Annotated in this window: 14 protein-coding genes, 1 tRNA gene and 1 pseudogene; 4 read left to right on the top strand and 12 right to left on the bottom strand. The window is 33.9% G+C overall.

The window, feature by feature from the left end; translation table 11 throughout:
- Window positions 1-25: 25 nt before the first annotated feature.
- Window positions 26-1,297, bottom strand: a complete 1,272-nt coding sequence (locus AAGD65_RS04250) for an MFS transporter (RefSeq protein WP_064085808.1) — start codon at window positions 1,295-1,297, stop codon at window positions 26-28.
- A 657-nt stretch (window positions 1,298-1,954) separates the two neighbouring features.
- Here AAGD65_RS04250 and topA point away from each other — a divergent pair.
- Complete coding sequence (gene topA, locus AAGD65_RS04245; RefSeq protein ID WP_264682680.1) at window positions 1,955-4,405, top strand: type I DNA topoisomerase; 2,451 nt, start codon at window positions 1,955-1,957, stop codon at window positions 4,403-4,405.
- Between the two features lie 173 nt (window positions 4,406-4,578).
- Here topA and AAGD65_RS04240 read toward each other — a convergent pair whose 3' ends face one another.
- The 8 genes from AAGD65_RS04240 to AAGD65_RS04205 form a co-directional block, all read right to left on the bottom strand.
- Window positions 4,579-5,463: a P44/Msp2 family outer membrane protein gene (locus AAGD65_RS04240; protein ID WP_264682679.1), complete on the bottom strand. Its 885-nt coding sequence runs from the start codon at window positions 5,461-5,463 to the stop codon at window positions 4,579-4,581.
- Window positions 5,464-5,563: 100 nt separating this feature from the next.
- Window positions 5,564-7,582 (bottom strand): type IV secretory system conjugative DNA transfer family protein, encoded by a 2,019-nt coding sequence (locus tag AAGD65_RS04235; protein ID WP_264682678.1) that lies wholly within the window; start codon window positions 7,580-7,582, stop codon window positions 5,564-5,566.
- 30 nt (window positions 7,583-7,612) lie between these two features.
- Window positions 7,613-8,605: a P-type DNA transfer ATPase VirB11 gene (virB11, locus tag AAGD65_RS04230; RefSeq protein WP_264682677.1), complete on the bottom strand. Its 993-nt coding sequence runs from the start codon at window positions 8,603-8,605 to the stop codon at window positions 7,613-7,615.
- A 1-nt stretch (window position 8,606) separates the two neighbouring features.
- Window positions 8,607-10,118: a TrbI/VirB10 family protein gene (locus AAGD65_RS04225; protein WP_341810892.1), complete on the bottom strand. Its 1,512-nt coding sequence runs from the start codon at window positions 10,116-10,118 to the stop codon at window positions 8,607-8,609.
- A gap of 16 nt (window positions 10,119-10,134) precedes the next feature.
- Window positions 10,135-10,926, bottom strand: a complete 792-nt coding sequence (gene virB9, locus AAGD65_RS04220) for a P-type conjugative transfer protein VirB9 (RefSeq protein ID WP_254230093.1) — start codon at window positions 10,924-10,926, stop codon at window positions 10,135-10,137.
- Window positions 10,913-11,593 carry a virB8 family protein gene (locus tag AAGD65_RS04215; RefSeq protein WP_007302609.1) on the bottom strand — a complete coding sequence of 227 codons (681 nt, stop codon included), beginning with the start codon at window positions 11,591-11,593 and terminating at the stop codon, window positions 10,913-10,915. Before AAGD65_RS04215 ends, virB9 begins: the two co-directional genes overlap by 14 nt.
- Window positions 11,594-11,665: 72 nt before the next feature.
- Entirely contained in the window at window positions 11,666-12,751 is a 1,086-nt protein-coding gene (locus AAGD65_RS04210) for a GTP cyclohydrolase II (RefSeq protein WP_264682675.1), read from the bottom strand.
- A gap of 20 nt (window positions 12,752-12,771) precedes the next feature.
- Window positions 12,772-12,859: transfer RNA gene (locus AAGD65_RS04205), tRNA-Leu, on the bottom strand.
- Between the two features lie 190 nt (window positions 12,860-13,049).
- Here AAGD65_RS04205 and AAGD65_RS04200 point away from each other — a divergent pair.
- Together AAGD65_RS04200 and AAGD65_RS04195 are read left to right on the top strand one after the other, a co-directional pair.
- The gene (locus tag AAGD65_RS04200) at window positions 13,050-14,285 is read left to right on the top strand and encodes a metallophosphoesterase family protein (protein WP_264682674.1); all 1,236 of its coding nucleotides are present in this window, start codon (window positions 13,050-13,052) and stop codon (window positions 14,283-14,285) included.
- Window positions 14,286-14,300: 15 nt separating this feature from the next.
- Window positions 14,301-14,641: pseudogene (locus AAGD65_RS04195) on the top strand (transposase); the annotation flags it as partial.
- A 155-nt stretch (window positions 14,642-14,796) separates the two neighbouring features.
- Here the strand turns inward: AAGD65_RS04195 and dcd are convergent.
- Both dcd and AAGD65_RS04185 read right to left on the bottom strand, forming a co-directional pair.
- A complete protein-coding gene (dcd, locus tag AAGD65_RS04190; RefSeq protein ID WP_264682673.1) occupies window positions 14,797-15,354 on the bottom strand; it encodes a dCTP deaminase in 558 nt (185 codons plus the stop codon).
- Window positions 15,355-15,425: 71 nt separating this feature from the next.
- The gene (locus AAGD65_RS04185) at window positions 15,426-16,883 is read right to left on the bottom strand and encodes a TrkH family potassium uptake protein (protein ID WP_341810891.1); all 1,458 of its coding nucleotides are present in this window, start codon (window positions 16,881-16,883) and stop codon (window positions 15,426-15,428) included.
- A gap of 124 nt (window positions 16,884-17,007) precedes the next feature.
- On the opposite strand from AAGD65_RS04185, the gene AAGD65_RS04180 reads away from it, so the two are divergent.
- Entirely contained in the window at window positions 17,008-17,976 is a 969-nt protein-coding gene (locus AAGD65_RS04180) for a hypothetical protein (RefSeq protein WP_264682670.1), read from the top strand.
- Window positions 17,977-18,078: 102 nt separating this feature from the next.
- Here the strand turns inward: AAGD65_RS04180 and AAGD65_RS04175 are convergent, their stop codons facing one another.
- Complete coding sequence (locus AAGD65_RS04175) at window positions 18,079-19,095, bottom strand: substrate-binding domain-containing protein (protein WP_135352867.1); 1,017 nt, start codon at window positions 19,093-19,095, stop codon at window positions 18,079-18,081.
- Between the last annotated feature and the right edge of the window lie 17 nt (window positions 19,096-19,112).

The following is a 19,112-nucleotide window of genomic DNA, read 5'->3' as shown; positions in this document are numbered from 1 at the left end:
GTGAAATAAATTTAAATAGAGAAAATTACCAATCACACTTTTTATCTTGTGGTTTTATTTGCAATATTGCTACTAAGCTGACTAATAAGCAAAAAATTACATAAAGCCCAGCAGCAAAGTCTATTTTAGGAAACATTATAGTAAACCAAGTGCATATCATAGGAGTAAATCCACCATGCAGGGCATAAGAAATGTTACGTGATAAACTCACACCACTAAATCTAACATTAGTAGGAAAAAGCTCAGCAGTAACTATCCCTATAGGATTAATACCCCTCTCGATTATAGAAAGAGCCATCACACTCAACATAATTATTAGGTAGCTTTTATAGTAATATGCAATAGATAACATAGGACAACATATTACCATTGTTATCACTATAAATAAGATTGCAGTGCGTTCTCTTCCTGTTTTATCAGCTAAAATTCCAAGCACTATTGAAGATATCGGCATTAATATACTGGTTATAATGAGTACAACTTCGTTGACATACGTTGTTACATAAGTTTCAACAGACACTATTTCTTTTGCAATTGTTCTAAGAAATATGGTAAATCCAACAGCAACATTAACAGGTACAGATATTAAAATGGCAAGTATCAGGGCTCTTTTATAGCGTTTTGTAAGCTCTATTATTGGTACATTAGGTAAATTTCTTTGTTCTCGATTTTTTTCATACACTGGAGTTTCTCCTAGTGTATATATACTATATGCGCTTATTAATCCTAAAATGGCTGAAAAAATAAACGGCAGCCTCCAACCCCAAGCGTTAAAATCAGTGGTTTTTTTACAAATGATCACTGCAACCACAGAGAGCAATATGCCAATAGAGCGACCAAAACTTATTATTCCAAAAAACATTCCTAGTTTTTTCTTATTAGGTAAATGCTCTATGAGATAAACAGAGCTACCTCCTTGCTCAGCGCCAAGTGCAACCCCTTGTATCAGATGGATTGTAAGAAGCAACATAGTAGAGGTTATTCCTATTTTACTATAACTTGGAATAAACGCAACGAGACTAGAAGGAATCGATATTAGCAAGATAGCAATCGTTAACGCCATTCTCCTTCCATACCTATCACCAATGTGACCAAATACAGATGCACCAAGTGGTCTTACCATTGCACCCAGTCCTGCAATTCCAAACAATTGCAATATGCTGTAGTAGATATCTTTTGCATAACAAAATTCTCTACTAATTATATTAACCAGATCAATAAAGAGCATATGGTCATACCATATTGCGATTCTACAGAGTATTGTTGCAATCAATACTCTTGTTTGTTGATTGTACACTTAGTTTAATTTGTAAATGTCTACTTATTTTTATTTTGGCTGCTTTTTAGAACTTTGCAACTCAAGCGTATGGCTTATATGTAAATATTATTAAAATTGGAACTTGCATAACCAGCCAGTCTGGGATCAAATAAAAAAATCTGGTCATCCGCTGGAATGACATGGTGGAATGTCCTTCTTGTCATTCCAGTACTCCTTTTCTTGTCATCCCAGTGTCGGAGCACTGGGATGACACCTCTCTTAAATTACTTTAGCTACAAATATCAAGAAATTTACCAAGTAGAAAAAAGACAAAAGAAACCCCCTATTAGCTAGTTGTGACTCCTGAAAATTGGCCTGTCTTAAACAGCCCGTTTCAGCTTATATGGTTAAAAAACTGGAAGTTTTGTAAAGAAATAAGATGCACATAGTGCAAAAAATTAAAAATAAGACGACAACTGCGTTATGCTTTTGTCGTTTAATCTGCACAGACGAAGATAAATAGTATAGCGTTATCCTTATGGTAAGGGAGTTGGGAAAATTTGTAAAGTAGGCTCTTTCATTAGGTTTTTTGCTAACATTAAAACAATTCACTTAAAAAACTGAGAAGACCATTAAAATATTTTTTTACTTTTTATTCTATATATTTCAACATATTACCTTTAAGTACTAATAATTATGGCATTATTGATAGTTGAGTCGCCGGCAAAGGCAAAGACGATAGGTAAATATTTGAGTAAAGAATTTAAAGTGGCTGCATCCTTTGGCCACGTCAGAGATCTGCCAGCGAAGAATGGTTCTGTTGATCCTGATAATGACTTTGCCATGAAGTATGAGATTATTGAAAAAGCAGAAAAGTATGTAAAAGAGTTAGTCAAGGAAGCTAGTAAAACATCAGATATATACCTTGCAACAGATCCAGACAGAGAAGGAGAAGCAATAGCTTGGAATGTGATAGAGGCACTAAAGGAAAGAAAAGCAATCAATGATGAAAGCAACATTCATAGAGTAGTCTTTAACGAAATAACAAAAAGAGCAGTGCAAGAAGCTATAAAAAATCCACGTGAAATTAATATGGACTTAGTGCGTGCACAGCAAGCACGCAGAGCTTTGGATTATCTAGTTGGATTTAGCTTGTCACCGCTGCTGTGGACAAAATTGTCGGGAAGCAAATCTGCAGGGCGAGTGCAGTCTGTTGCATTAAAGCTTATATGCGAACGAGAGGATGAAATCAGTAAGTTTATAACACAGGAGTATTGGAGCATAAAGGCAGAAATGCAAAATAGCAAAGATGAGGCTTTTTTTGCTATGCTAAGCCACTATGACAATAAAAAGCTAGAAAAATTTGATATTAAAAATGAAGAAGAGGCAAAGAACTTAGTCAGGGAGATCGAGTCAAGGCAGTATGCTGTAAGCACAGTAGAACGCAAGCAAGTTAAGAGAAACCCGCTTCCTCCATTTATCACCTCAAGTCTTCAGCAAGATGCAGTGAATAAACTGTATTTTAATGTGAAAAATGTTATGCGAGTAGCGCAAAATTTATATGAAGGTATCAATATTGGTGGTGAAACCGTAGGGTTGATAACTTATATGCGTACAGATGGGTTTCATATTGCAGATGAGGCTATAAACTCAATCAGGGGATCAATTAAGTCATTATATGGTGATAAATATTTACCGCAGTCTCCTCGTAAATATGTAAAAAAGGTCAAAAATGCTCAAGAAGCACATGAAGCAATCCGGCCAACTGATATTAATAGAACACCGGGTAGTATTAAGGATTACTTAACGCCAGAGCAATTTAAATTGTACGATTTAATCTGGAAAAGAACCATCGCAAGTCAAATGGAATCGGCGATTCTTGATCAAGTGGTAGTTGGAATTAGTTCTATTGACCAGAAAGTGATTCTGCGAGCAAGTGGATCAAGTATATTCTTTGATGGTTTTTATAAAGTCTATCAAGATAACATGGAAGCCGAAAATGAAGGCCTGCTACCTGCCATGAAGGAAGAGGAAGCGTGCAAGTTGATTTCTGTTGATCCGAAACAGCATTTTACTCAACCGCCACCTCGTTATAGTGAAGCGAGTATAGTAAAAAAAATGGAAGAAGTCGGTATAGGTCGCCCATCAACTTATGCAACAATTATTTCGGTATTACAAGATCGTGAATATGTTTCATTGGATAACAAAAGATTTATTCCAAGCAGCCGCGGTAAGATCGTGACTATATTTTTGGAAACTTTTTTTCAGCGTTGTGTAGAGTATGACTTTACAGCACAAATGGAAGAAAGGCTTGATTCAATCTCAAATGGACATGCAGATTGGAAAAAAGAACTAGGCTATTTTTGGGTGCCATTTTTTAATCATGTAAATTCTGTTAAGCAAATGACACATGATGAGATTTTTAGTGGTATTCATGATTTGGTAGTCAATTGGTTTTGCTCAGAGGAAGGAAAGGAAGAAATAGGTAAAAAATGTCCTAATTGCTCTGGTGGTATATTGAAATTAAATTTTGGAAAAGCCGGTGTGTTTCTTGGATGTTCTAACTATCCTGCATGCAATCATACAAAAGAAATTACGGGCAGTAATGACAATTCAGAATATCCAAAAAGTTTGGGTATAGATGATGTGACAGGCCAAGAGGTAATGATCAAAAAAGGTCCTTTTGGACTTTATCTGGAGTTTAATAGTGAGTCAGAAAAGAAAAAAAAGATTTCTGTACCAAAAGATATAAATGTTAATGATATTGATCTAAATACCGCCACTCGATTACTTTCCTTGCCGAAAGTAATCGGAGAACACCCAGAAACTGGAAAGGAAGTAAAAATAGGTCTTGGACGATTTGGGTACTATATTCTCTATGATGATCGATACTTTTCTCTTAAAAAAAGCTCTAAGGAGGTATTAGACACACAATTAAACGAAGCTATACAAATTATTGAGAGCAGCCCACGCAAAGAGCTAAAATCTCTTGGTTTTAATGAAAAGGGAAAAGAAGTTTTTATCTGCAACGGTAGGTACGGATTCTATATAAAATGCGGTAAAACAAACGTTGCTTTGGGCAAGAATGCAGATATTGAAAGTATAGATCTGAAGAAGGCTTTAGAGTTAATTAAGAATAAAAAGTAGACTTCTTGCATAACCATTCTTTATATGTTCTTTATTGTTGTTCCAGCCCTACACGCTGGAACTGAGAAAAAAAGAGACTGAATGACAGGAAAGAAGTTACTGCGGCCGCTACTAAGTCAGCAGCTGCAGTAGTGTAACGCAGACGTGCTACCAAGAAAATGTCTCTATCAGAGTTAAGCTTTGCTGGCAAAATGAAAAGTAAGACCAGCTTCTATACCGTGTGTGTGAAACACTTGATTGCCTATACTGATACTTTCTTTGTGTAACTTCTGGTCCGATGGTTTTTGACCTTTCTTCAATTCTAATATCTTTTTTCCATCTGGGTTTGCCTGTTGCTTTTCTTTCATTTCTCCTAACACCTCTGCTTCAAAATCAACATTACTACCAAGAACACCAAAACCTCTATATCCGATGTGCATATTTACATCTTCGTTTATACGATAATCAAAGCCAGCTTTCAATTGACCTGCAGGTCTTATTGACGATTTTTCAAACATCGTCATTCTTGTTGCACCAACTCCAATACCAACGTAAGGAGAAAAAGAAAAACTATCACTTTTCCAATAATGATAAACATTTGCCATTACAGATGCGTTTTCTACTTGGTCATGATTAATTACAGTTTTATACATATAAGTTTTTTTATTAGTACTCTCACCAACGTCTTTTAGATACGAAACAGTTACTTGATTACTTGATAAACCAATATTATCTACTTTTACAGAAGAGTACATCCCTTCCAATTCAGCTCTATAGCTATTATTGCCTAGTTCTCCTGTGTAACCAAACGTTACATTTGCAGCAAAAGGTGGGTTATAATCTCCTTTATACTTACTTATTAACTGACCTTCTGTTCTCTGAGCGTCTATGTCATTTATAGATACACGGTTATCATCTGTAGCATCTTTACTTCCAATTTTTGCTTTCAACTTACCAAAGTTCAAATATTGACCGTAATATCTAGTACCAAAGTAAAATCCTTCCGTTTCACTTGCAAAAGATTGTTGTGACAACAATAAAGCAAGTGCTGTAACTGCTAATGTTTTTTTACTCATCATGATTATTCCTCTAGTTAAAATAGCTAATCTAGTACTAATTAATTAAAAATGATTTAATATGAAAAAACTAATTATTTTCTAAGCTAAAAAATAGGTAAAATTAACCTCTATCCTCGATTTTATTGCCGTCTAGTTTGTCCTCATCTTCAAATTCATCATCATCGTCAAATTCATCCTTACTGTCTTCATCATCAAACCCATCATCGTCTTCCTCATCATCAAACCCATCACCACCTTCAAACTTATCATCAATATCCTCGTCTTCAAATCCATCTTCAATCTCTGGCTCATCGTATACTGCATCTTCAGTTTTAGCTTCAACAGGATAATCAGCAGCTTCAATAGCATTACTCTCTTCTTCATTACTAATCTTATCTTTGTTAGCAGCAGAAAAGACCTTGTTTAGATCATATGGCTCTTGTGTAGGCACACGTGTTGGTTTAATCAGCCTTCTTGTGAATGTGCTATCACTATAGTACAAAATTTTCTTTGACTTAATTGGATAAGTCGATTCTATCAAAATTATTTGATCATCACGTGGCAGCATAATAATTTCTTGAGGTAAGAGCAATGCTCTCTGTGTTTCAGAGATATGCAATGATCTTGATGCAGGATTCAAGTCTAAAAATTTAGGTTTGTTTAATGATTCTTGTTGTACAGTTTTGTTTCCTATAAGCTGAGATATCAAATTAGCCGTTTCAATATTATTGGCTGCAAAAGTTATTCTATAGGTTGAGTTTGATAAAAAGGAGTTCATTCCTGCTTCTTCATATATTCCTTTAAGCTGTTCAGTATCTTGAACAATTAAAAATAACCTTACTCGATAGCCACGAAAGTATGCGATGCCCGTTTGAAATTGCTCCATTTTTCCAAGTGTTGGAAACTCATCCATTAAAAATAATACGCCGTAAGGCTCGTCATCCGATGGCAATTTTCTACATAAAAACTCAGTTGCCTGTTGGTAAAACACCTGCATTAAAGGCCTGAGCCTAGTTAAGTTATCAGGAGTTAAACCAACATAAACTGTAGTTTTCTTCTTTTTAAAATCCAAAATATTAAAATCACTTGATGCAGTTGCAGTATCGATCAATGGGTTTGCCCACAATTCAAGCGACGAGTTCATAGTTGACACAACACCTGATCTTTCTTTGTCAGCCTTTTGCAAAAAAGCTGCAATGTTCATATACGCTACCGGATGTATTATTTTACCCATTGTGTCCAAAACTACAGCAAGATTGTAAACTACGTCATCGCTACGCATCGTACGCACAACCTCACCAAAAGATTTAACTTTCTCTGGTGCAGCAAGTAAATATAGTACCACCCCAACAAATAAGCTTCTTGCTTCGTTTTGCCAAAAATCTTGTTCAGGCATGATTAGGTTAGCTATTTTTTGCACATCGTCAACCATCTGTCCAGGTTTTTCACTAATCCATTCCAGTGGATTATAACAATGGCTTACCCCATCTGGCTGCGCTGGGTTCCATACATATACTTTTTGTCCTTGTCGCTCTCGCCAACCACTTGTTATTTCATAGTTTTCTAATTTTATATCATGCACAATTACCGAATCATTCCAAAATAACAAATTAGGAATTACAAAACCAACACCTTTACCAGAGCCTGTAGGTGCAAAGAGCAATGCATGCTGAAACCCATCAGCAATAAAATATCCTCTCTTATCTTTACCAAGCAATAGACCTTTTTTGCTTCTTAATCCCGCTTTTCGTATGTCTTTCTCTGATGCCCACTGTGAATCTCCATGAAGTGATTCTTTCTTTTTAAATGGCCGCCACTCAATTAGTCTTTCTCTCACATTCCACAAAATAATCATCAAAACAATTTGAGGCAGTACAGAAGATACAACTAATTTAATTTTGAGCTCAAAGCTATATAGCTCTGGATGATGCCAACAATATTGTATATGATCAAAAATTGTCGGCCAGAGAGCTTGAGGAAAAGGTGTCAAGCTAGGATTAATTGCTCTAAAATCTACACCATCTGGACCGTCAACAAACAGGTAGAATAATATACCAGACAAATAGAAGCAAAATTCAAATATGCTAAAAGATACTACACCTCCTATGAGAATATTGCGTAGGTGATTTCCATTACTCATAAACTACTTTTTCTTAACTTACGTATAAATTTAAGCATTTTCATTTGAAGATCTAGTAAATAATATCTCAGAAATGCTTCTTTTGCCTCCACTGGTTCTTTTTAGCTGAATAACAATATCAATTACATTTCTAATGTATGGTATGATCTGATCTGGGGGAATTCCAAGATTTGCTTGCATAACCATAAGTTTTATTTGCTCAAGAGCCATTGCCGGACTATCCGCATGAAGAGTTGATATTGACCCTGGGTGGCCAGTGTTTATTGCCCTGAGAAAACTAAAAGCTTCCGCTCCACGGAGCTCACCAACTATTATTCTGTCTGGTCTTAAACGTAAGCACGCTTCTATCAAATCTTGAGTGGTTACTTTTGCTCTGCCCTGCCCTCCTTTAGAAGCAATTAAATGGACTTTATTGGGATGATCATTCAAAACTATCTCTCTTGCATCTTCAACAGTAATAATTCTTTCTTCAGATGGAATAGCACGCAAAGTAGCATTAGTAAAAGTGGTTTTACCAGTGGAAGTTCCACCACTAATTATGATATTTTTCTTACTTATTACAGCATATTCTAAAAACTCTTTTATTTTTTTTTGTTTCAGTAGCAAATCTAGGTGACGATCTACTGGATTATCGGTCACTCCTATAACAGTTTCAGAAAAAGCCCCCATTTTTTCATAATCATCCAATGCCAATTGCATAGAAGAAGGTTTACGAATTGAAATGACTACTTTATCAGGCTCACATGCTGGAGGAAACACTATCTGTATACGATAACCATTTGGTAATGTAGCTGAAAGCAGCGGTGTCTCTTCGCTCAGTTTTTGTTCTGTAGCTTGAGCAATCAACCTGCTAAGAGATTTTAAATGATTAAGATCAAATATTTCTAACTTTTCGCATCTTATTTCACCGCGATTTTCAATCCATACTTCCTTCGGTTTATTTATTGATATTTCATTTACACCTTCCTCTTGAAATATCCCTTGTAATGGCTCCAAGTATGTATCAAGTGCAGCATAGTTCATTTCAGTTATTTAATATTGACTGTGGAGGAAATACTATATCTTGGTTAACAAATACTTTCAATGCAGTTCCTTGATTAACATAAATAGTTGGTTTTTTATCTACACTCCTATCAACTATATCTCGCATGTCTTTGGAAAAATCATTGATTGACTTCCCAATTGCTTCATCATAAACAGATTTGCTTCTTTTCTGAGTTTGCCTCAACAGTTGACGTACATCGTCTAAAGTTATACCGATATTGTCACTAGTAATTGTATCAACTCCACTAGCTCCAGAACTTTTTATCACACTTACTATTTCTTCCTTTATTATTCTCAGCAAATCCTGATCACTTTTAGCATTTCGAATTTTTTCAATAGCCCTAATACCCAATTTCCATTTTTCGTCTCCTACCCTCCCAACTTCAGTTTTTATAGCATTCTCCAATCTCTCAACAATAGCCCCTTTGAGAGAAGAAATATCTATTTCAGTTGCAGTAATAGACTTCACTGCATCCATGGCAGTTAGCGCATCGATAAGATTAGAGGCTTTTTGTCCTATAACGGCTGAGCCAATCGAAACACCAGCAAGTGCCACTGAAGAGAATAATGCACTTGCTATTTTATTATCAACTATTCCAGCTATCCCTGCCCTTCCAAGCTCATCGGTACCAGATGATGAAATAGCAACATCTATACCATGAGGAAGAATGATCCTATTCCAATTTATGTTCACGCGGGCTTTTGCAACATTTGAGTCGAATGAATAACCACCTATTAACCTTGAACCTTTTGGTATTAAAATTGTATCACCAGTTTCTGCATAAACGTCTCTACTAACAACAGCACGGAGCATTCCTTGTAAGTCAGAACTTATTGCAGTTTCAAGAATAGCGTCAATAACCTTACCTTGAATAATCATTAAACCAAGCTTTCCAGCTTTGGTAGCTTTGCTCGATTGTGCTGAGGTATTGGATAAAACAGCATCTGTAGCTTTACCTTCCCCACTACTACCTGAAATTGCTAACATTTGTGCACTACGTCTGTCTCTAGGATAACCGCCACCCCCTATTGTAGGAAATGAAGTAGGCAAATTGCTAATAACATTACCAGAAGGAAAATTTTGCTTTGGTAAAACAGGTATATTTGACAAGGGAATTTCTTTTAGTTGCTCTTCTTTTTTTGTCACTTCCTCTTTTTTGATTTGTTTTACTTCTGGTATGACTTGTGGAATAGGAAGAGGAGGTAAGGGTGGCAAGAGATCAGTTACTACTCTTTCGGAAACTATTGCATTATCTGGAACTTGTTCTAACTTTCCTTTCAATTCTTGAATGTTTTGCTTTGTTTCCTCTTTTTTAACAATCTCTGGACCCTCTTTATTAGAAGGACTAAAATAAAGATAGTACACTCCACCAACTAAGAGCGCTACCATAACTATCATCAATGCCTTGTAACCTTGATTAGAGCCAACTGTTACTACCTTGCTTTCTATCTCTGATTCATCTTCTACACTATTATGCCTTTCTTTACTCATATTGTATGTACCACAACTAAAGTGACCTATTTATAACTTCAACTTCACTACCTTCATAACGCATTAATAGCTTTTTATGTACTCCTTTTATTACAACATAATCATCAAATAACAGCCTTTTACAGGATTCCCCTTCTATAAAAATCTGAGGAATTTTATTACTATTTCTAAACTTTAAATAGGTTAAATAACCATCATCGAATAACTCAATTGGAACTATATCTACGTTACCACCTTCATCAATATATGTATAGTTGTACCTCGTATTATTTTCTTGTATTATTTTTTCTGGCTTTTCTGTAATGTATTGCATTTGAGTAGGTAAAGAAACCTCATCTAAATCAACATCAAATTCATCTTCTTCTTGAGGATAATAAAAACGTATTACGTAAGATATATCCTTTTCAACGGAATAATCATGATCCACTTTTTTAGCATCAGCATCTGGGTATTTATCGTAATTTGGTCTTGAAATTAGATCAAAAATGTAATTTCTCTTTTTAGTTGTCGTAATAATCATGTTAGTGCGACTACTGACTTCAAATGGCATGACAAGCAGTTTATTATCATAAGGATTAATTTTCCAACTTGATGCATCACCAACAGCAATATTTTTGACTTTTTCCCCTTCTGCAAACTCAATATAAGAATAGTAACCTTGACTAAAAATTACTGTAAACACCTCATTAGGGCTATATACAAAAGTCTTTATTCTACTATCTACAGAAATAGGTTTATTATTAATAGATGCATTTAAGTTGCCACTTATTAGTAAAGCTAAAACTAACAATATCCTACACATATTCATCATCTACTCTATATGAAATAACTTGAAACCCTAACGGGTTAATATATCTTTGCTGATCATTCATTTCAAGCGATGCATATTTATACGACATCACAACTATCTTATTTTTCCTTGAGGAATTTCCATCTTTTCGTGTAAATTCTATAGAAAATCTCACTTGAAGAGCATCATTACCTAATTTTTGAATTGAACGAATTTTCAACTCACCTTTAGCATCTGAATATAAATTAAAAAGGTCATTCATATTCTGCGATTTTATATAATTGCTAAATTCACTATATACACTAGGCGAAGAAAACAACCTTACTTTTGTATAATAATTATAATTATAATTATATGGGTCAAAAACCTCCCTTGCTTTTATATACTCTGAAATAAAATAATCGTTCAGCGTTTCATTTGCAGAATATTGTTTTACTGTAACAGGATCAACCAATTGCACTATGCCTGACTTTTTATCAATTTCTATAACGAATGGCTCAATAGTGCTACTTGTGCTAATTTTAAATATAGCTAATATGCTTATAGAAATTGCAACTAGTAATATTAATGTAAATAAAAGTAAAGTATTTCTCTGAGCAACAACTGTGCTATAGCGACTTGAATTCCAATTTATATCCTTATCCAATGACTCATTACTTTTTTCTTGTTTTAAAAATTTCAGCATCTCAATATTCTTAAAAATCTTAACTTATATTAATTAACATAGCAAGCTAACAAAGTAGTTATAACAAAAAAGCTAATAAACCCTTAATCCATGGCCTAACTTGCCAAATTTTGTTTCCATATATGAATCATTATATTCATTGCGTTCCATAATAAGTGGTATACACTTTGTAACTTCTATACCGTTATTTTTCAACTCTGATAACTTTCTACCATTGTTTGTCAGTAATTGTATTTTGTTAATGTTCAATTTCTTAAGTATTTTAGCTGCAACAGCAAAGCTCCTTTCATCATCTTCAAAACCCAATACTCTATTTGCATCAACAGTATCAAGATTATATTTTCTTTGCATACTGTATGCTCTTAACTTATTAGTTAAACCAATGCCTCTCCCATCTTGCATCAAGTATAATATAATGCCATTCCCAAAGTCGGTCATTATTTGAATCGCTTGATGTAACTGGCTTCTGCAATCACATGATAAGCTGTCTAATAAGTCTCCTGTATAGCATGAAGAATGAATTCTCACTAATGGCTCATTATCTTTATCTGGATTGCCAATGATAATTGCATAATGTTCTCTTCCGCCACTTTTGGTTCTATAAGATATGATATCTACTTCTTGAGTCTGTTTTAAAAATAATGATGTTTTGCACACTTCATACACACTATGATTTTGTTGAAAATCATTCACAAGTAACGTATTTAGTGCAATAATGTCATTTTCTTCACACCAATTTCGCATTTTATGTTTATTCTCAAAAGTCATATCAGCCACTAACGCGTATGGCAATAATTCTGAGAACTTAAGCAAGGCAACAGCATACGCATCTATTGTCTTTGAGCATTGCAACTCTTTTATCCAATCTTCCTTTGAACAGTTTATTAAATGGAGCAGTTCATCAAAATTGCTTATCAACAGACGTTTGCTACTATGTTCTTTACTCTGACATATGTATTTTACCTTACTTGCAGTCAAAGTAACATACACATTACCTGATATAAGCTTATATTGACTAAATAAATTTTTTTCTAAAGTTTCAGCAGCAGCAAGCAATAGATAGTTATTTTCATCATCATATATTAAAATTGGAAGACCACGCCTGACTTCACTGATGGCCCTTTCTACTTTATTTCTACTTTGATTTCCTATAAACATTTCACCTACACCAAACAACTTGGTGCGGTCGAGAAGACTTGAACTTCCAAGGCTTTGTGAGCCACAGCGACCTCAACGCTGCGTGTCTACCAATTCCACCACGACCGCACTTTATTCTAGTTTCTATATAATTACTTTAAATTACTTAATCATTTTAGGATTTTTCATCTAAAGTGTCAATCTGATACTAGGATAATTTAGGAAATGCCTGTATAATTTAACTATGAATTTTATGGTTACAAACTTTAATCATTTAAGATAATCTTACTACTAATTCTTAATTTAGGTCTTTATACAAATGAAAATAGCTAATATCTTCATTTTTTTAATTCTATCTCTTACAATTAGCTTTTACCCCACTCATGCACAAATATTGTACACATGGTCTCAAATCATTCCAGAAAATAAATTAAGCATACGTGCGATTATAGACAATAACATGTGTCCCATTGCTTACGTCGATAATAAGGCAGTAGAAATGCTAAGTCGCAGCTCAATTAACAATACCGAAACAGTTTGTGAACTGATAGTAGAAACAAATGCTCAAAACATTAGTATTGACAATATAAAAGTTCCCGTATTAGCGGAAAAGATCAGCAAAATTGCCTTCATTGGCGATACAGGATGTAGAATAAATATGTTATTTCAGCAAGAATGTAATTCTGTAGATAACTGGCCTTTGAAAAAAAATTTAGATTCAATCGCTTTTCATAAACCAGATTTAATTATCCATGTTGGTGATTATCATTATAGACAAACAAAATGTAGAAACACAAAAAAGTGCAGCGATATTTATGGATATAGCAAAGAAGCTTGGTACGCTGATTGGTTTGAGCCTGCAAAAGATATTTTAACACAATCTCCTTTTCTTTTTGTTCGTGGAAATCATGAGAGTTGTAATAGAGCTTATGAAGGATGGTTCAGATATTTAGATTCATACCCCTTTTTCCCTCAAAAATGTGAAGATCTTATTTCCAGTTGGTTCTTAGATGCTGGGCCAATGAAGTTTTTTATCTTCGACTCTTCATCCGGTGAGGAAATTTTTACAACCCAAAGCACAGTTGATGCTTTTGAGAGGCAGTTTGATAAATTGATACAAGATAAGCCCACGTGGTTTTTGACTCATAAACCACTTTGGAGATCTCCAAAAAAAGAATTTTTGACATTAAAAAGCCATGGTAATCTTACACAAATTGAAGCTTTTGGAGATAAATTTCCAAGCAATGTTACTACCATAGTTTCTGGCCACATTCATATAGCCCAGATTTTATTAATGGATAATGTTCCAGATCAGATTATAGTTGGAAACGGCGGTGCATTATTACACGCTCAAGATCAAGAACCTGTTTATCAAAACGTAGAATTTAACTATCCAAATAGTAGAAATTACTTAGCACACGAAGTTAGAAACTTTTTCGGCTTTGGCTTTGCAATATTAGGTTTAGACGATCACAAATTTACTTTCTATAACCAAGATAATAAGGAAATGTATTCTGCAAACCTAACGAAAGACTTTAAACTTAAAACAAATTAAAATTAGGACTATTTAAGGACGCAGAAAAAACGTGCTGAGCTTAAAAAACTCATAGCAACAAAAAACACTGAAATTCTTGTATATATCGACTAATCTGGAATTGATAACACAAAAGTCAGCGTATTAGTATGATTGCAGCTTTGAATAAGGGAAAAATTATGGCGCCTATGATTTTTGAAGGCTACTGCGATACAGACGTTTTTAATAGCTAGTTCAAACTTTTTGCTGGGTGATTTTGGATAATGCAACTTTTCATAGAAAATAAGTGAATTTATTAAAAGTGTCAGTGCTGAAGTTATATATCTGCCTCCATATTCTCCTGATTTTAATCAAATCATTGGTTTGTTATAAAAAATTGAGCCAGAAAGAATATCCAGCTATTCGAACTATTAGAAAAAGAGCTATATATGAGCATGTTTTAGCACAGACATTATTTTTGTAACTAGGCAAATGCAATCAGTGTTAGCGGCTTGAAAGGATATCAATTAATAAAGAAATGCATCTAAAGTAATCACTTAACTAACGGCAAAGTGATACCACACTGATTCATATATTTTCCTTTCATATCATCATATGATTTCTCACACTCACTTTCGCCGCTTAAAAACACAAATTGGCATGCGCCTTCATTAGCATAAATTTTTGCAGGAAGTGGAGTAGTGTTTGAGAATTCAAGTGTGACATGACCTTCCCATCCAGGTTCTAAAGGTGTGACGTTTACTATAATACCACATCTTGCATAAGTTGATTTACCAACACAAATTACCAGTACATTCCTTGGTATACGAAAATATTCCACCGTGCTGGCAAGTACAAAACTATTTGGTGGGATTATACATACATCTGTTTCCTTATCTATGAAACTATTCTCAGAAAAATTCTTGGGGTCTACAATAGCTGAATTAACATTAGTAAAAATCTTAAACTTATTACTAACTCTTGCATCATAGCCATAAGATGATAATCCGAAAGATACAACACCCTTACTGCTTTTATGATTCACAAAAGGCTCTATCATTCTAGAGTTTTCAGCCTTTTCCCTTATCCATTTATCTGGCATAACTGCCATAATTGTCCTTTAAAGTTTTGTAATACTTATAATAATATGTAATAGAATTTAAATGTAAACCTGAATTAGCGTTACACTCTGGAATGGCAAAGTTTCCAGTATAAACTACCTATACAAAAATAAATTGGCAATATTTCAAGCCTGCCAAGCAGCATCAAAAACGATAGAAATAGCTTTACTCCACCACTAAAGGAGGAATAATTACCTGAAGGACCTATTAGGTTACTAAATCCTGGGCCAGAATTTGTAAGCATTGCAGAAACAGAGCTGATGCTAGTTATAAAGTCCGCATTGCTCAAGTAAGACATCACTATTGATGATATAGTGAACGTTAACATGTAAATCGCAAAAAACGTAAAGACGGATTGAACTTCATCATTTTCCAGTATTTTACCATTGAGTTTTACTCTATCGCTTTCACTTGGATTTAATAAAGAGCTAAAGTAATTCCTTATAGATTTTAGAAAAATGACTAAACGGAAGATTTTGATTCCACCACTAGCAGAACCACCACATCCACCAATAAAGGCTAAAAAGAAAGCTAAGACTGAAATAAAGCTCCAATTCAAGTAGTTGCACATTACATAGCCAGTTGATGTGATAAAGGAGGTAATGGTGAATGTGCTGTACCTAAATGATAAAAATACTCCTAAGTCAAAATTTTTATATAACCAAAAACAAGCAAGCAAAGATGAGATAACAACTATCTTAATAAAGTAAGAGACCTGTTCATCATAACAAACGTCTAATCGTCTTATAATTTTTAAATAGCTCAGAAAAGGTAAAGAGCCTAAAATCATAAAGATAATTGTTATGACCTCCAATATAGGGTTATTGTAGTAGCCTATAGAATCGTTATAGTTAGCAAATCCACCAGTTGATACAGCGGACATTCCGTGACATACTGCGTCAAATAATGGCATGCCAGCTAGATAGTAGGAAAATATGCACAATAAAATTAGGCAGTAATATATTTCTGCAATATGTATTACTACGCTTCGCGTATGTGGTAACTTTCTTTTAAGAGCATCTGAGTACTCAGAATAGAGTAAATTATTTAAGCTCAAAACCTTAAATATGGGAAAAATTGCAATTCCTACTGTAATTACTCCAAAACCACCTATACCGTGCAGCATTGCTCTCCACAGTAGTATCCCCGGAGATTGTTGCTCGATGTAACTTAGAACAGTTGCTCCTGTGGTTGTAATCCCAGATACTGCTTCAAACAGTGCATCAATGTAGCTTAAACTATCAAGATAAAATGGAATAGCTGCAAATAGAGATAATGCAATCCAGGTACAACTGGTAATCGCAAAAATTGCCGGCATTCCATGTAACCTACTTAGTTTACCCAGTAGAATAAAAATCGCACTAAATATGCAGGTAACTATAAATCCAACCAGAAAATTTTTCCATTCGTAACCTAGATAATTATTAGTAATAGCAGGAATAAGCATTGCTACGCCAAACAACAATAGAAAAATTCCCACAATAAACGCAATTGAACGTAAAACTTGCAGACTTTCCATAGACAGTACTTTGAAAGCTATATGTTATTAAAACTTCAACCGCTTTGCTAATTTTTTCTCTTGACTTGATTATAAATACGTATAATTATAGCGCTAAATTTGCCATAAGAGGTAGAGGTAAGGTATGTTATTAACTGAAAGACAAAAAAACATTCGAGATTCATTAATTAGTGAAGCTATACAAGGCAACTTTGAGAATATAAAAAATAATTACGATAGCGATATACAAGAAGTTTTGAAAAGCGAATTACCTAGTAATATAAAAAAAGAGTTTAAAGACGATCTACCTAATCCTTGTACCATTTCACAGTTGATTATATTCAAAAAAAATCAAAAGGAAATTAATCAATGTATACAGAAAATGGAGCAAAAAATTGAGAGTATTTCGTGTGATATAGCTATGCAAGAAGCGAAAGGAAGTTATGATTCGCATATGCAAAAAGTGAAAAACTTAAAGAGAACAAGTGATCTTCACCACAAATTACGTCAAGCAATAGATTATTTAGATGTTAAAAAAGTTAAAGCAGTATTAGAAGATTGTGATACAAATTTAGCAATGATTTTAAATAGACCTATACATTCACAGAGCAAAACTACCCTTTTACTTTATCCTCTGCAAGTTGGTCTTAATAAACGATATATAGGTGATGGTAAAAGATTGAAACAAGAAGATCTGAGAAATATAAAAGAAATTACTAAACTTCTTTGGGATAAAGCTTCTCCTGATATTCGCAATTTCTGGTTTAAATTCCATCAAGATCAACAAGAAGAAAGTACAAAAGACACAAAAGCAACCTTTGAAGCTCATTTGAAAAAAGCTCCTCCTGATATTCGTGACTTGTGGCTTAAATATCAAAGAGTGCCTGAAAATCAAGATGCAGCTGTAATAAAACTTCTTAAAGGTGAGCAACAACGACATGCCAAGATAGGTAGTGAGAAGTGGCTTGAAGATTTCATTCAAGAAGTTAAAGATTACACAGAACAAAAAAGCATAGAAGAAAACCTTGAAATAGCTACAGAGAAACCTACAACAAAATCTGTTCTACAAGACGCACAACTTTCTCAAATAAATAGAACTTGTTGTATTTTGTAGTAAATAAGTTCTTAGGAAATCTAAGTATGATAACAATAAAAACAAGAAATTTAAACGTTCTATTTTTAACCTAGTATCCAGAATAAAAAAATATCAAAGTCATCATATTATATCACGAACCTTTTCCAAGACTTTTTTCATATTTTCGCTTGAAAGTGGAATTAAGCCAAGCCTAGATAAATATCCACCTTCAGTACTAATAGAGTCTACAACTTCTCTAATGAATTCCCTTAATCCATCAACAGTATCTAAGTGTTCTTTCTTTATATAAAGATATAAAGGCCTTGCTAACATATACTCCCCCGATGATATATTTTTATAAGTTGGCTCAATTCCTGCGATTGTGCTTCCTTGAATCTCATCTTGGTTTTTCGCTAAAAAGCTGAAGCTAAATATTCCTAAAGCATTTTTATTGCTCTTCAATTTTTGTATTATTATGTTTTCATTAATTCCAACTTCTATATATCTTCCATCATCTCTGATATTACTACATGCTTTCTTTCTTTTTTCTTGGTCTTGATAATTCTCTTTGAAAATCCTTGAGTTCATACATGAATATTGATCAAGCATAATAAAATTAATCAAAGTTTCATGTGTACCTGTATTTTGATGTGGGCCATAGATTTTAATTTCTGTTTTTGGTAGAGCTTGATTTACATCAGACCAAAATTTCTTGTTATTCTTTACTAATCTATCATTGTCTTCAGAATATGAAGATAAAGTTTCAAACAGGTCATTTTTTGTAAAATCAAATCTATGGCTTTGATTTGAATTTGCAATAACAATTCCATCATAGCCAATTATGATCTCTATTACTTCATTCACTTTATTTCTTTTACATAATTCTCTCTCTACTTCCTTCATAGGGCGAGATGAAGTAGTGATATCTGGTGTGCCTTCCCCTATTCCTGAACAAAACATTTTGAACCCTGATCCACTTCCTATCGATTCTACAACTGGAGTTTTAAAGGAAAATATACGGCTGAATTCTTCAGATATAAATGAGATAAAAGGAAAAACAGTTGAAGATCCAACAATTCTGATATATCTTCTGGCATCAACATTTGACAGTGGGATGAGTAATACAAATGCAAAAATAAGGAAAAGGCGTTTCAGCATCGTTTTCGCTCAAGAGT

This window comes from Wolbachia endosymbiont (group B) of Chesias legatella (assembly GCF_964026945.1).
Taxonomy (GTDB): Bacteria; Pseudomonadota; Alphaproteobacteria; order Rickettsiales; family Anaplasmataceae; genus Wolbachia.
This window is presented reverse-complemented; position numbering and strand designations above follow the sequence as displayed.